This is a genomic window from Allobosea sp. ASV33 (genome assembly GCF_016428755.1).
Lineage (GTDB): Bacteria > Pseudomonadota > Alphaproteobacteria > Rhizobiales > Beijerinckiaceae > Allobosea.
In genome coordinates, this window is sequence record NZ_JAELTI010000043.1 from 1 (window position 1) to 13,647 (window position 13,647).

Sequence of the window (13,647 nt, forward strand, 5' to 3'; positions counted from 1 at the left end):
GGCCCGGACAGCATCGGCATCTCGCCCGGCGCCGCGACGATCTGCGGCCCACTCTGCTTCGGTGCCGGCGGCAATGTGTCCTCCGGCTCCTGCGGCTCGATGCGCGCCTTGAGCTCGGCTAGCGCCCCCCAGAGCGGCTGGAAGCTGAAGCGCACCTTGTGCGTGCCGGCCGGCACCTGCACGGCGCGGAACAGCACATTGGCCCGCAGGATCTCGGTCTCGACGCCGTCGACCTCGGCCTTCCACCAGGGATGCCAGATGTCGTTGAGCACGACGAAGCCGGCGACCGGGGTCGTCACCTCGATCTCGACATGGGCGTTGCGATAGCGCGTCAGCTTGACGTCGGCTTGAGCCGTGACCGGCCCTTCGGGCATCGCGACCGGCGGCTCGTTATCGAGCAGCACGACCTGATTCGGATCGGCCTCCGGCCAGCGCCCCGACAGCTTCATGCTCTCGAAATCGGCGAACTGCCAGCCGCCGACGAACTGCACGCGCGGCAGCGCCCGCGGGTTCTCGTAGACATAGCCCTGCTTCGTCCGGGCGATCAGGTGCAGGTCGCCCTCGTTCAGGGCGTGGTCGACCTGCTCGATCGGAACCGGCGAGGCGATGTAGCGCAGGCCCAGCAGGTTCGCGAGACGGCAGCGATAGGACGGGAAGAGCGGCGTGAACTTGCGGTCGGCCGGCTTGGCGATGCCGTCGCCGGTGCCGACGGCCTCGGAGAAGTCCTCGAGACGCAGCGGATTATAGCCCAGCGTATGGTCGAAGCCGTGGACCATGCCGGCATTCGGCCATTCGAAGCCCATGCCGAGCAGTTCGACCCGGTCGCGCCGAGGCGAGCCCTCGGGCTGCGAGGTCAACTGCTTCAGCAGCGCGATGGTGTCGTTCTTCGTGCGGGCGTCCAGCACGTCGTACATCTGCGGCGAGAGCGCGGTGGATTCGTTCGGACCGTTGTTGACGCCGAGATCGGCCGCGACCACGCCGGTGACCAGCACGGCAGCCGCTGCGGTGCCGAGCGCGCCACGCCAGCGCTGCAGGGAGAAGAAGGCCGCGCCCGCAACGGCGAACCAGCCGAGCGCCATCGCCACCGGCTTCCAGGCGTCAGCCAGATGCCCCCAGTCGCGCGAAATCCCAAGCGCGAGCACGATGGCGCCGAGAACCAGCGCCGCGCCGATCAGGAGGTCGCGGCGGAACGAGGTTCCCGCCTCCGCCGTCAGGATGCGATGCAGCACATAGCCCGACAGGATCGCCGCCAGACCGCCGATCAGGAAGGTCGCGTCGGCCGGCCGGCGGAACTGCTTCACGCCCGGCAGATACTCATAGGTGAGATGGAACAGTGGCGTGTAGCGCCCGAGCGCGAACAGCACCATGAAGACGAACATCAACGACAGCGGCCGGACCGACTTGTCCCAGAGCCAGCCGCGCGTCACGCCCGGCGCCAGCAGCAGCAGCAGCGGCAGCGCGCCGAAATAGACCTGCGCCATGTTCTGCGAGAGATAGAGCACCTGCGGGTTGCCATAAGGGCCCCAGAACTCGACGGCCGGGTCCTTGGCCCCATAGAGGTCGCCGACGACGGCGGAGAGCAGCGACATCGGATGCAGCGAGCCGCTGGCCGCGATCGCGAAATCGATCTCGGGCCGGGTCGTGGCCTCGGCGAAAAGCCAGGTCCAGATCAATGGCATCGCGATGACGGCGAGCCCGACAACGCTGGCGGCCGTGATCGGCAGCAGGCTCGCCTTGAAGGCCGGCCAGCCGCCGGAGATCCAGTGCGCCACGACCACCGCAACCAGCACATAGCCGGCGAGCAGCGCGACCTGGTCCGGCTCAAGCACCATCATCCCGGCGGCAAGACCGGCGAAGACACCCGAAAGGATGGACGAACGTTGCAGCATCCGCGCCGTCAGCCAGAAGGCGATGGCGAAGAAGGCATAACTCGCGATCTGCCCGACATGCTGGACGCGCCACGCCGCCGAAGCGCCGAAGGCGAAGACCAGTGCCGCCATCAGGCCGCCGGCGGCATGCCAGCCGCGATCGCGGAAGAACAGGATGAGCGCGAGCCCGCCGGCGAGCAGATGCGCCAGCACATAGGCGTCGACCTCTCGAAAGCTCGGCTCCGGCGAGATCAGCGCCAGCAGGATCGCGGGCGAGAAGATCAGGGATTGCGGATCGGCGATCTGCGGCGAGCCGGCGAAGACGTTGTGGTTCCAGAAGGGCGACTGGCCGGTGTGGATCGCGTTGGCGAGGAACTGCACCTGCGCCTGGAAATGCGCCTTGGCATCGAACGGAATCGTCACCGCCCCCGAAAGCCAGGGCCAGCACAGGATGCCCCATGCCACGACGAAAGCGATGGCCGCCAGCAGGTAGCCGGCGCCCCTTGCATCAACGCGTCTCAACTGGACCCCCACGGTCCTCGGCACGAACGGTCCCGCTTTGGGATCCTGTCTCCAGCCCTGTCAGTGGCCGGGACCATGACGCTGCGTACCTGAACCGAATCTGAACGTGTTCACGCCTCCGTGAACGAGGCTGGTGACAGACTGAAGAAAGCGGAAACGGGATGGGAGAAAGGGCGCCTTAGCCAGAACCTCGACGTCATCCCGGACAAGCTGCGAAGCAGTGCAGATCCGGGATGACGATGTGTTTCCGAGGAAATCGTCGAGCGCTCAGCGCCCCGCGCTGAGCCAGCCCGCGAGCACCTGCCGCTCGGCCGGTGTCATCCCGGAGAGATTGTTCGGCGGCATCGCATGGGTCATCACCGCCTGCGTGCGGATGGCGCGGGCATGGATCGCGATCTGCTCGGGCTCGTGCAGCAGCACGCCCTTCGGCGCAATCTGGATGCCCGGCCAGGACGGCTCCGGCGCATGGCACATGGCGCAGCGCCCGGCGACGATATTCGCGACCTCGATCGGCGGCAGCGTCATCCCCGCCGGCAGGATGGGCTTCGGCACTGCGCTCGCCTTGAGGCCGAGCTGCTCGCGCCCGCCCGGCGAGGACGACATCGCCACCCAGAAGGCGAGCCACAACGCCAGGATCGCCACCGCCCAGCACCACCAGGGCGACTTGGCATGGTCGGCATGGCGGACATTGAAGAAATGACGGATCAGCGCCCCCGCCACGATCACCAGCGCGACAAGCAGCGGGATCACCGCCGAGTTCGCATAGGTGACGGGATAGTGGTTCGACAGCATCAGGAACAGCACCGGCAAGGTGATGTAGTTGTTATGCGTCGAGCGCTGCTTGGCGGCCTTGCCGTATTTCGGATCGGGCTTTTCGCCGGCGGTGAGCGCCGCGATCACCTTCCGCTGGCCGGGCATGATGTTGAAGAAGACATTGGCGGTCATGATCGTCGCCATCAGCGCGCCGGTGTGGATCAGCGCGCCGCGCCCGGAAAACACATGGGCGAAGGCCCAGCTCGCGGCCACGACATAGCCGAAGCCGACAAGGCCGAGCCACACGTCATGCTTGCCGAGCGGCGACTTGCAGAGCAGGTCGTAGATCAGCCAGCCGATCACCAGCGCCGCAATGCCGATCGCCCCCGCCGCGAAGGGCGATAGCTGCATCACCGCCGGGTCGATCAGATAGAGCTCCGACTGGGCGTAATAGACCCAGACAAGCAGGAAGAAGCCGGAAATCCAAGTCCAGTAGCTCTGCCATTTGTGCCAGGTCAGCTCGGCCGGCATCACCGCCGGGGCGACCATGTATTTGCGCATCTCGTAGAAGCCGCCGCCATGCACCTGCCAGGCGCGCCCGCCGGTGCCGGGCGGGATATCGTCGGCCGCCTTCAGCGAGGCGTCGAGATGAATGAAGAAGAAGGAGGCGCCGATCCAGGCGATGGCCGTGATGACATGGAGCCAGCGCAGCATCATGCCGCCCCATTCCATCAGATAGGCTTCGAGCATGATGTTGTGCTCCGCGAGGACTGGTGGCCTTCCCGAATCCGGACGATGCGGCTTCGGCGGCATGAAGCTACCCTGCTTTCGCCGCCGCCGAAATTGGCCGCCAGGCAGCGTCGATTGACATCCGGGAACATGATCTTATCGCAAAAGCCAATATTCACCGGAGCGACCGGCGCTCTACACTGGCCGCGAGCAAGCCGCGCCGGAACCGGGCGCCACAGGAGACCGCATGGGACATCTCTCGACGCATGTGCTCGACACGGTCAACGGCCGCCCCGGCGCCGGCATCGCGGTGACGCTGGACCGGCTCGGAACCGACGGCACCCGCGAGCGAATGGCCGAAACCGTGACCAATGCCGACGGCCGCACCGACGCCCTGCTCCTCGCAGGATCGCTCGTGCCCGGCAGCTATGAATTGACCTTCGCCATCGGCGCCTATTTCCGTGGCCTGGGCACCGCCCTGGCGGAGCCCGCGTTCCTCGATCTCGTCCCCGTCCGTTTCGGCATCGCCGAGCCGGAGGGCCGCTATCACGTCCCGCTCTTGGCCTCGCCCTGGAGCTACTCCACCTATCGCGGCAGCTAATCCTGTCCCTCGGGTGACAACACACCTGTCATTCCGGACAAGCCGCGGAGCGGCGCCGATCCGGAATCCATCGTAAGGCTCCGGCATCCTATGATGGTTTCCGGGTCGAGCCCGGAATGACGGCGCATCTTCCTGGAAGCCGGCGCTTCAAGACTGAACGAAAAGAGCGGTTTCATGAGCCAAACCACCTATCCGCGCGACATGAAGGGCTATGGCCGCGCCGCGCCGCATCCGCATTGGCCGGGCGAAGCCCGCATCGCCGTCCAGTTCGTGATCAATTACGAGGAAGGCGGCGAGAACTGCATCCTCCACGGCGATGCCGCCTCCGAGGCCTTCCTCTCCGAGATCGTCGGCGCCGCCCCATGGCCTGGCCAGCGCCATATGAACATGGAGTCGATCTACGAATACGGCTCCCGCGCCGGCTACTGGCGGCTCTGGCGAATGTTCACCGAGCGGAACATGCCGGTCACCGTCTTCGCCGTTGCGTCGGCGCTTACCCGCTATCCCGAGATCGTCAGCTCGATGCAGGAAGCGGGCTGGGAAATCGCGACCCACGGCCTGAAATGGATCGACTATCGCGATACGCCGAAGGAGCGCGAGCGCGCCGATATCCTGGAAGCCATCCGCATCCAGACCGAACTGACCGGCGAGCGCCCGCTCGGCTGCTACCAGGGCCGCACCTCCGAGAACACGATTCCGCTGACGATGGAGGAAGGCGGCTTCCTCTACACGGCCGACGTCTATGCCGACGAACTGCCCTATTGGCTCGCTGGGCCGAAGGGCCCGCAGCTCGCCGTGCCCTATACGCTCGATGCCAACGACATGCGCTTCGCCACGCCGCAGGGCTTCAACACCGGCGAGCAGTTCTTCACCTATCTCAAGGATTCCTTCGACACGCTCTATGCCGAGGGCGAGACCGCGCCGAAGATGATGTCGATCGGCCTGCATTGCCGCCTCGTCGGCCGGCCGGGCCGCGCCGCCGCGCTCGCCCGCTTCCTCGACTATGTGCAGAGCCATGACAGGGTCTGGGTCGCGACGAGGCTCGACATTGCCCGCCACTGGGTCAGGACGCAGCCGCCCCAGGGCGGCTACGTGCCCTCGAAGCTGCCGAAGGCACTCTTCACAGAGGTCTTCGGCCGCGTCTGGGAGCATTCCCCCTGGATCGCCGACGCGACCCATGACGCAGGCATCGGCGCCGGCCAAGACACGGCGGCAGGCCTGCATACCGCCATGGTCGCTGCCATGCGCAAGGGGTCAGCCGAGCAGCAGAGATCCCTGCTCACCGCCCATCCCGACCTTGCCGGCAAGCTCGCTGCGGCAGGCGAGCTCACGCCGGAATCGACGCAGGAGCAGGCGGGCGCCGGGCTCGACCGCCTGACCAGCGACGAGCGCGTCCGCTTCACCGCCCTGAACGAAGCCTACAAGACCCGCTTCGGCATCCCCTTCATCATGGCGGTGAAGGGGGCGACCAAGGCCCAGATCCTCGCCGCCTTCGACGCGCGCTTGAAGAACACGCCGGAGCAGGAATTCGCGACAGCGCTGGCCGAGGTCGAGAAGATCGCCCTGTTCCGGCTGAAGGAACTACTGCCGGAAGCGTGAGGCCTCGCGTCACAACCTCGTTATGCTCGGGCTTGACCCGAGCATCTTGTAAACCGGTGCCTCTCGTCCTGAGATTCTCGGGTCGAAGCGCAGCTTCGCCCGAGAATGACGGGAGACCCGGAACCTCGCCTCCTACCGCCACGTTGATATGCGTAAAACGTGGAGAGAGTTCGTGTTCCGCCTGCTTCTGATCATCATCGTGCTGGTCGTCGGCTACGACGCGGTCGTCCATCAGGGCGCCTATACGCGCGACGCCTGGAACAGCATCGTCCGCCTGACCGGCTCGTCGGTCGAGGGCGCCAAGGAACTCGGCGAGCGCGCCCGCAACTAACGGGGCCTCAGATTTTCGTCAGGGCGCGCGTCATCCCGGACGTCGCGAAGCGGAGATCCGGGATCCATCAGAGAGAGCAACGCCTTACGATGGATTCCGGGGCAAGCCCGGGATAATGTCTCCTCGCGATGGGCTACGCCGCCGCCCTGCCCTCGACGATCCCGGCGATCGCCTCAAGCATCCGCGTATCGTCCCCCGCGAGCCCTTCCATCGCCGCCATGCGCTGGATCACCGTGCCGGCGATCGCCTCCTCCACCGTATCCTCGGCATAGGCGTAGAAGATCGTCGCGTGCTGGCCGTCGCGATGGCAGCGCCCCTCGATCTGCTGGAGCTGGATTGCGCTATGGCGCATGTCGTGGATGACCAGCGCCCGCTCGCGCTCGCCGCCCGGCATCTCGCCGCGATGCAGCGAGATCGACTCGGTGACCGTGAAGATCACCGCATCGAGCTGCCCGGTCTGAAAGGCGATGCGCGTCTCCTCGTTCTGCGTGCCCGAGCGTTCGCCATTGATCTCCGCCGTGCGCCAGCCGCGCCCCCGGAGCGTTTCAGCCAGCATCGCGCTGGTCTCGAGGAAGGCGACGGAGATCGCGACCTGCTCGTCATTGCCAAGCAGATCCTCGCAGAAATCCGCCGTGCCGGGGATGCGCAGCAGGCTCGCCTTCTGGCGGAAGCGTAGATCGGCGGCCCAACCCTGCGGCTTGCGCGTCGAGCCGCCGGCCAGGCCCAATTCCCTCCGGAACTCGCGCCAGGTCGCGTCATAGAGCTTGCGCGCCCCGGTATCGAGCGCGACCGGCGCCAGTTCGCGCTGCACTTCCGGCCAGCCGGCGATCTCCTCCGGCCGGCGCCGCAGGCCGATGGCGTTGGCGCCGCGATAGAGCAGGTCGGCCATCACTTTGCGGTCGGCCTCGTTCGGCTCCCAGCTCCAGTTCTTCCAGCGCCCCTTGGCACGGCCAATCTTCAATCGCTTCATCAGCACGCGAAAGCCGTCGAGATCGGCCGAGGGCATGCCCGCGGCCTTCGCCAGCAGCCCCGCGAGATAGGACAGCTCGTGCGGCGACTGGCCGGCCGTCGCGCTCATATAGATCGTGAAATCGGCAGCTTCCGCCATCTGCCGGCAGACCAGCCCCTGCTGCGAGTTGGGATTGCGGATGCGATGCGCCTCGTCGATCACGACGAGCGGCCAGACGCGCTTCGGCCGGCCATGCTTGGCGATCTCGTTGTTCTTCGCCCGCGTCGAGCGCTTCTTGCTATCGGCGACTGGCGCGAGCAGCGACTTGGTCTTCTCGAAATTCATCAGCGTCACGCGCTTCGCCGGCAGGCCGGAGAGCGCCATGGTCCGCCGCCATTGCGGGATCGCGCCCTTCGGGCAGATCACCAGCACCTCCTCTTCCGGCATCGCCGAGAGCGCGAGCCAGGCCGAGAGCGTCTTGCCGAGCCCGGTGAGGTCGCCTAGCAGGAAGCCGGTCGCGCCTTTCGCCCGCGCCGCCAGGATGGCATCGCGCGCGACGAGCTGGTGCGGGTGCGGGGTCATTGTCATGCAGAAGGAGAAACCCTGTCGACCGGTAGGACGCCCGCCCTGCCCGACGGGCATGACGCGCCCGGCTCTCTTGGCACTGGCGTTCGCGCGCGTCCACCGGCACTGTGCCGGCCATCGATTGGGGAGACCACAAGACCATGACCCGCGCGCAGGCGATCGCGAAAGCCCAGGACTATTTCGACTCAGGCCGGATGAAGACCGATCTCGGCCGGCTCATCGCGATCCCCACCGAAAGCCAGAATCCCGACCGTGCCCCGGTCCTCGGCGAGTATCTCGACAAGGAGATGCAGCCCTTGCTCGAATCGCTCGGCTTCACCTGCCGCATCCTGACCCATGCCAAGGCGCGCGGCCCCTTCCTCTATGCCGAGCGCATCGAGGACCCCGCCCTGCCGACTATCCTCGGCTACGGCCATGGCGACGTGATCCGCGGCCTCGACGCGCAATGGAGCGAGGGCCTCTCCCCCTGGAAGCTGGTCGAGCGCGACGGCCGCTGGTACGGGCGCGGCGTCGTCGACAACAAGGGCCAGCACCTCATCAACATCAACGGCCTGCGCGCCGTGCTGGAGACGCGCGGCAAGCTTGGCTTCAACGCCAAATACCTGATCGAGATGGGCGAGGAATCCGGTTCTCCGGGCCTGCGCGAGCTCTGCGAGGACGAGGCGGAACTGCTCAAGGCCGACATCCTGATTGCATCGGACGGCCCGCGTCTCAATGCCGAGCGCCCGACCGTGTTTTTGGGTGCCCGCGGCGTCATCACCTTCGACCTGCAGATCACGGCCCGCGAGGGCGGGCATCATTCCGGCAACTGGGGCGGCATCCTCTCCGATCCGGCGATCCAGCTCGCCCATGCCATCGCCTCGATCACCTCGCCCACCGGCCAGATCCGCATCCATGAATGGGTGCCGAAGGAACTGCCCGATGGCGTCCGCCGCGCGCTCGCCGATTGCGAGATCGATGGCGGCCCGGACGGCCCGACCATCGACCCGAACTGGGGCGAGCCCGGTCTTTCCCCGGCCGAGCAGGTCTTCGGCTGGTGCTCCTTCGACGTTCTCGCGATGAAATCCGGCGTGCCGGAGACGCCGGTCAACGCCGTGCCGCCGAGCGCCTGGGCGCGCGTCGCCTTGCGCTTCGTCGTCGGCATCGATCCGCGCGACGTCGCCCCGGCGCTGCGCCGCCATCTCGACCGCCACGGCTTCGACATGGTCGAGATCATCATGCCCGGCACCGAGCGCTTCGGCGCGACGCGGCTCGACCCTGACGATGCCTGGGTCCGCTTCACCATCGATTCGATCGCCGAGAGCACCGGCAAGAAGCCGGCGCTGCTGCCCAATCTCGGCGGATCCCTGCCTAATGACATTTTCGCCGAGATCCTGAAGCTGCGCACGATCTGGGTGCCGCATTCCTATCCGGGCTGCTCCCAGCATGCTCCGGACGAGCACCTGCCGGCTGCCATCGCTCGCGAAGGGCTCGTCGCCATGGCAGGGCTCTACTGGGATATCGGCGCCGGCAACGCCCCTAAACTCTAAGCGGGCTTATTCCTGCGGCTGGCGCGGATCGCGCCCCGGCGGCAGATCGATCGGCGTCGCCGGGGGAGCCTCCGGCGGCGCGTTCGGCGGCAATTCCGGCGGCGGCCCGACCGGGATGCCCTGCGGCTCCTCATCCGGCGGCGATTCGACGGGCGGAGCCGGCGGAACCTCGCCCGGCGTCAGCGGCGGCGCCTCAGGAGGCGGATTCGGGATGGCCGGCGTGTTGCCGGGAGCGGCCGCAAGGCCTTGATCGAATTGCGTCATGCGAAACCTCTCGTTTCGCACAGGAACGCTTGAGCTGCCGAAAGGCTCCCGGCTCGGCGGGAAAGGACCGCAATCTCAAACTGGCAACGGCACGAGGCGGCTGCTTCAGCGAGATACCTGTTCAGCGATGTCAGGAATTTGAGGTCGTGGTGGGTGATGTAGGGCTCGAACCTACGACCCGCTGATTAAGAGTCAGCTGCTCTACCAACTGAGCTAATCACCCATACGCCACGAAGCGCCGCCGGTCAGCGGTGTTGGCCGCGTCAGGCAGGGGGCGTGTAGCAAAGGCCCCGCCCCCTGTCCACCCATCTGTGACAGTTTTTTCAAACGCGGCGGAAAAGGCCCCGCCGCGCTGTGGATTGTCAGGCCGTACGGCGGTTCAGCAGGTGATAGAGCACGATCGCGCCGAAGGTCGCGGTGCCGATTCCGCCGAGCTCATAGCCGAAGATCGGCAGCTTCAGGTCGCCGGCGCCGAGAATCAGCGCGGTCGCGACCGTGATCAGGTTCTTCGGCTCGGAGAAATCGACCTTGTTCTCGACCCAGATCCGGCCCGCCGTCGCAGCGATCAGGCCGAACACCACGACCGCGAGGCCGCCGAGCACCGCGACGGGTATCGTGCCGATCACCGCGCCGAACTTGGGCGAGAAGCCCAGCAGGAGCGCGATGATGCCGGCTGCGACGAAGACCAGCGTCGAATAGACCCGCGTCACCGCCATCACGCCCATGTTCTCGGCATAGGTCGTGACGCCTGTACCGCCGCCCGAACCGGCGATCATGGTGCCGAGACCGTCCGCGAAGAAGCCACGCCCGATCAGGTGGTCGAAATTGCGCCCGGTCATCACCGAGATGCCTTTGATATGGCCGAGATTCTCGGCGACCAGGATGATCGCGACCGGCACGATCAGGGTCATCGCCTTGGCATCGAAGATCGGCGAGACGAAATGCGGCAGGCCGAACCAGGCGGCCTCGCCGACCTTGGCGAAATTCACCGCCGGCGCGCCGAAGCTCGTGGCGGTCAGGGCGTAGAGGATATAGGCCGCGAGCCCGCCGATCAGGATCGGCAGGCGCTGCGGCAGGCCGCGCCCGTAGACCGCGACCAGCGCCACCGCGACGACCGTGAACAGCGCGATCCACTTCGTGTAGGGGCTGGCCGAGATCATGCTGATCGCGACCGAGGTCAGGTTGAGGCCGATCGCTGCGACGACGGCGCCGGTCACGACCGGCGGCAACAGCTTCTCGATCCAGGCCGTGCCGACACCCTGCACGATCAGGCCGATCACCGCATAGACCGCGCCGCAGGCGATGATGCCGCCGAGCGCGACCGCGATATTCGGGTTGGGGCCGGAGCCGGCATAGCCGGTCGCGGCGATGACAACGCCGATGAAGGCGAAGGAGGAGCCGAGATAGCTCGGCAATTGCCCGCGCGTGATCACGAAGAACAGCAGCGTCGCGATGCCGGAGAAGAAGATCGCGACATTCGGGTCGAAGCCCATCAGCACCGGCGCCAGCACCGTCGAGCCGAACATGGCGACGACATGCTGCAGGCCGGCGACCACCGTCTGGCTGGTCGGCAGCCGCTCATCCGGCATCACCGCGCCGGAGGTTTTCAGGGTCCAGTTCGGAAAATAGCCCATCGGCATCGCGCTCCCCAGGGTCGCCGGGGGAGCGACCGCACCGGAAGCGCAGATGAAAGCAAAAACCGAGCCGGCGCCAGATCGCGCCGGCGTCATCCACCGGAATCGAAGGGCGGTGAGCGCGGCGGCAGCAGCGCTGTCATCCCGTGCGCGCTGCGGCGCGCAGTGCCGCAGCGCAGACACGGGACCGTGTCCAGGAAAGGGCGCCCTTACGGAGGCCGCCAGGGTAGGAGCCTCTAGCGGCGCGCGGTCCCGTGTCAGCGCCGCAGCGTTTCACGCTGCAGCGCGCACGGGAAGACACCCCTTCCCCAAGGGCGCTTCCTTGACTGCGCCTCTTCCCCTTACTCCGCCGCCTGCGCGTGCAGGCGCCCGCCGCGCGCGATCAGCTTGTTGAGCGCCGCCAGATAGGCCTTGGCCGAGGCGACCAGCGTGTCCGGATCGGCGCCCCGGCCGCTGACCGACGAGCCGTCGCGCGCGAGGCGAACCGTCACCTCGGCCTGCGCGTCGGTGCCTTCGGTCACGGCATGGACGTCGTAGAGCTCCAGCGTCACCTCATGCGGCGCGATCGCCTTGATCGCGTTGAAGATGGCGTCGATCGGCCCGTTGCCCTCGACCTCCTCGGTGACGCGTTTGCCCTCGACATTCAGCTTCATGGTCGCGCGCTGCGGCCCGCGCGTGCCGGCGATCACCGTCAGCGATTCCAGCTTGATGCGGTCATGGGCGGTGGCGATGTTCTCGTCGACCAGCGCCTCGATATCCTCGTCGTAGACATGCTTCTTGCGGTCGGCCAGCGCCTTGAACCGGGTGAAGGCGTCCTCGAGCTGGTTGTCGCCCAGATCGTAGCCCATCTCCTTCAGCTTGGAGCGGAAGGCGGCGCGGCCGGAATGCTTGCCCATCACCAGCGAGGTCTTGGTCACGCCGACCGATTCCGGCGTCATGATCTCGTAGGTGGTGTTGTTCTTCAGCATGCCGTCCTGGTGGATGCCGCTTTCATGCGCGAAGGCGTTCCGGCCGACGATCGCCTTGTTGTACTGCACGGGGAAGGAGCAGGCGGAGGAGACCGCCTTCGAGATGCGCATCAATTGCGAGGCGTCGATGCCGGTGTCGTAGGGCAGCACGTCGCCGCGCACCTTCAGCGCCATCACGATCTCTTCCAGCGAGGCATTGCCGGCGCGCTCGCCAATGCCGTTGACCGTGCACTCGACCTGCCGCGCCCCGCCCTCGATGCCGGCCAGCGAATTGGCAACGGCCAGGCCCAGGTCGTTATGGCAATGCACCGAGAAGACCGCCCTGTCGGCGTTCGGCACGCGCTCGCGGATCGACCTGAACATGAAGCGATATTCGTCCGGCGTGGCATAGCCGACCGTATCGGGCAGGTTGATCGTGGTGGCGCCGGCCTTGATCGCGGTCTCGACCGCGCGGCAGAGATAGTCGATCGGCGTGCGGGTGGCGTCCATCGCCGACCACTCGACATCCTCGACCAGGTTGCGCGCCTGCGTCACCGTGGCGGAGATGATCTCCAGCACCTGTTCCTGCGTCTTGCGCATCTGGTGCTCCAGATGGATCGGCGAGGTCGAGACGAAGGTGTGAATGCGCGGCTTCACCGCATGGCGCACCGCTTCGCCGGCCCGGGCGATATCGGCGCTGATGGCGCGGGCCAGGCCCGCAACAGTCGCGCGCTTCAGGCGGCTTGCGATCGCGGACACCGCCTCGAAATCGCCGTCGGACGCGATCGGGAAGCCAGCCTCGATGATGTCGACGCCCATCGCGTCGAGCGCGTCGGCAATCTCCAGCTTCTCCTCGAAGGTCATGGTGGCGCCGGGGCACTGCTCGCCGTCGCGCAAGGTGGTGTCGAAGATCAGGACGCGGTCTTTTGCGGAGCCGGTCTGGGTCGGATTGGCCATGGTTCTGCTTCCGGGTGTCGGCGCGCCGCGGAATTCTGGGAAGGGCGGGCGCTGGGTTCTCTGTCGGCGGTTCTCGTCAGTCCCCTGAGCGCCCAGGCAGCATGCCCGGCCGGCCCTCAGGGGCAGCTAAGGAGAAGCAGGCCGAGAAGCGAGAACGGGGCGCGAGCGAGAGGAGCGAGAGCGCGCATGCCGACGATCTGCGCGGCAGCGCAGTCCTTCGTCTGGTCATGGCGGGCGGTCGAAACCACGGGCGTTCCTCAAATCGACGGACAGGATGTAACCGAAGCACGGGGCGAAGCGCAAGCATGTGTCGCATGCCGATTTGAGCGAAGAACAGACAGCGTCTGTGAATTAGGATGGCGGAGCGCGATTCGGCCGG

The 13,647-nt window shown here is 66.8% G+C and carries 10 protein-coding genes and 1 tRNA gene; 4 read left to right on the forward strand and 7 right to left on the reverse strand.

Annotated features, from left to right (window positions below; all coding sequences use genetic code 11):
• Both JHD80_RS14160 and JHD80_RS14165 read right to left on the reverse strand, forming a co-directional pair.
• Positions 1–2,390, reverse strand: a 2,390-nt coding sequence (locus tag JHD80_RS14160) for a DUF2339 domain-containing protein (protein WP_199088383.1), incomplete at its 3' end; no start/stop codon positions are given.
• Between the two features lie 267 nt (positions 2,391–2,657).
• The gene (locus tag JHD80_RS14165; protein WP_199088384.1) at positions 2,658–3,893 is read right to left on the reverse strand and encodes a urate hydroxylase PuuD; all 1,236 of its coding nucleotides are present in this window, start codon (positions 3,891–3,893) and stop codon (positions 2,658–2,660) included.
• 226 nt (positions 3,894–4,119) lie between these two features.
• Here JHD80_RS14165 and uraH point away from each other — a divergent pair, with 226 nt between their 5' ends.
• From uraH to JHD80_RS14180, 3 genes are all read left to right on the forward strand, one after another.
• Positions 4,120–4,473, forward strand: coding sequence for a hydroxyisourate hydrolase (gene uraH / locus JHD80_RS14170; protein WP_199088390.1), 354 nt, complete (start codon positions 4,120–4,122; stop codon positions 4,471–4,473).
• A gap of 174 nt (positions 4,474–4,647) precedes the next feature.
• Positions 4,648–6,072, forward strand: a complete 1,425-nt coding sequence (gene puuE / locus JHD80_RS14175; RefSeq protein WP_199088392.1) for an allantoinase PuuE — start codon at positions 4,648–4,650, stop codon at positions 6,070–6,072.
• Between the two features lie 172 nt (positions 6,073–6,244).
• Entirely contained in the window at positions 6,245–6,403 is a 159-nt protein-coding gene (locus JHD80_RS14180) for a hypothetical protein (RefSeq protein ID WP_199088394.1), read from the forward strand.
• A 133-nt stretch (positions 6,404–6,536) separates the two neighbouring features.
• Here JHD80_RS14180 and JHD80_RS14185 read toward each other — a convergent pair whose 3' ends face one another.
• Positions 6,537–7,940: an SNF2-related protein gene (locus JHD80_RS14185; RefSeq protein WP_199088396.1), complete on the reverse strand. Its 1,404-nt coding sequence runs from the start codon at positions 7,938–7,940 to the stop codon at positions 6,537–6,539.
• Between the two features lie 137 nt (positions 7,941–8,077).
• Here JHD80_RS14185 and JHD80_RS14190 point away from each other — a divergent pair, with 137 nt between their 5' ends.
• On the forward strand, positions 8,078–9,466 hold the full coding sequence (locus JHD80_RS14190) for a M20 family metallopeptidase (RefSeq protein WP_199088397.1): 1,389 nt from the start codon (positions 8,078–8,080) through the stop codon (positions 9,464–9,466).
• 6 nt (positions 9,467–9,472) lie between these two features.
• On the opposite strand, the gene JHD80_RS14195 is transcribed toward JHD80_RS14190, so the two are convergent.
• The 4 genes from JHD80_RS14195 to JHD80_RS14210 all read right to left on the reverse strand — a co-directional run bounded on the left by JHD80_RS14195 (position 9,473) and on the right by JHD80_RS14210 (position 13,268).
• A complete protein-coding gene (locus tag JHD80_RS14195; RefSeq protein ID WP_199088399.1) occupies positions 9,473–9,730 on the reverse strand; it encodes a hypothetical protein in 258 nt (85 codons plus the stop codon).
• Between the two features lie 147 nt (positions 9,731–9,877).
• Positions 9,878–9,953: transfer RNA gene (locus JHD80_RS14200), tRNA-Lys, on the reverse strand.
• A gap of 139 nt (positions 9,954–10,092) precedes the next feature.
• Positions 10,093–11,370 (reverse strand): solute carrier family 23 protein, encoded by a 1,278-nt coding sequence (locus JHD80_RS14205; protein ID WP_199088401.1) that lies wholly within the window; start codon positions 11,368–11,370, stop codon positions 10,093–10,095.
• 335 nt (positions 11,371–11,705) lie between these two features.
• The gene (locus JHD80_RS14210; protein WP_199088403.1) at positions 11,706–13,268 is read right to left on the reverse strand and encodes a 2-isopropylmalate synthase; all 1,563 of its coding nucleotides are present in this window, start codon (positions 13,266–13,268) and stop codon (positions 11,706–11,708) included.
• Between the last annotated feature and the right edge of the window lie 379 nt (positions 13,269–13,647).

Excerpts from the sequence above, each read along its gene's own strand:
- JHD80_RS14165 (WP_199088384.1), bottom strand. The coding sequence starts at position 3,893 with ATGCTCGAAGCCTATCTGATGGAATGGGGCGGCATGATGCTGCGCTGG.
- uraH (WP_199088390.1), top strand. The coding sequence starts at position 4,120 with ATGGGACATCTCTCGACGCATGTGCTCGACACGGTCAACGGCCGCCCC.
- puuE (WP_199088392.1), top strand. The coding sequence starts at position 4,648 with ATGAGCCAAACCACCTATCCGCGCGACATGAAGGGCTATGGCCGCGCC.
- JHD80_RS14185 (WP_199088396.1), bottom strand. The coding sequence starts at position 7,940 with ATGACAATGACCCCGCACCCGCACCAGCTCGTCGCGCGCGATGCCATC.
- JHD80_RS14190 (WP_199088397.1), top strand. The coding sequence starts at position 8,078 with ATGACCCGCGCGCAGGCGATCGCGAAAGCCCAGGACTATTTCGACTCA.
- JHD80_RS14195 (WP_199088399.1), bottom strand. The coding sequence starts at position 9,730 with ATGACGCAATTCGATCAAGGCCTTGCGGCCGCTCCCGGCAACACGCCG.
- JHD80_RS14205 (WP_199088401.1), bottom strand. The coding sequence starts at position 11,370 with ATGCCGATGGGCTATTTTCCGAACTGGACCCTGAAAACCTCCGGCGCG.
- JHD80_RS14210 (WP_199088403.1), bottom strand. The coding sequence starts at position 13,268 with ATGGCCAATCCGACCCAGACCGGCTCCGCAAAAGACCGCGTCCTGATC.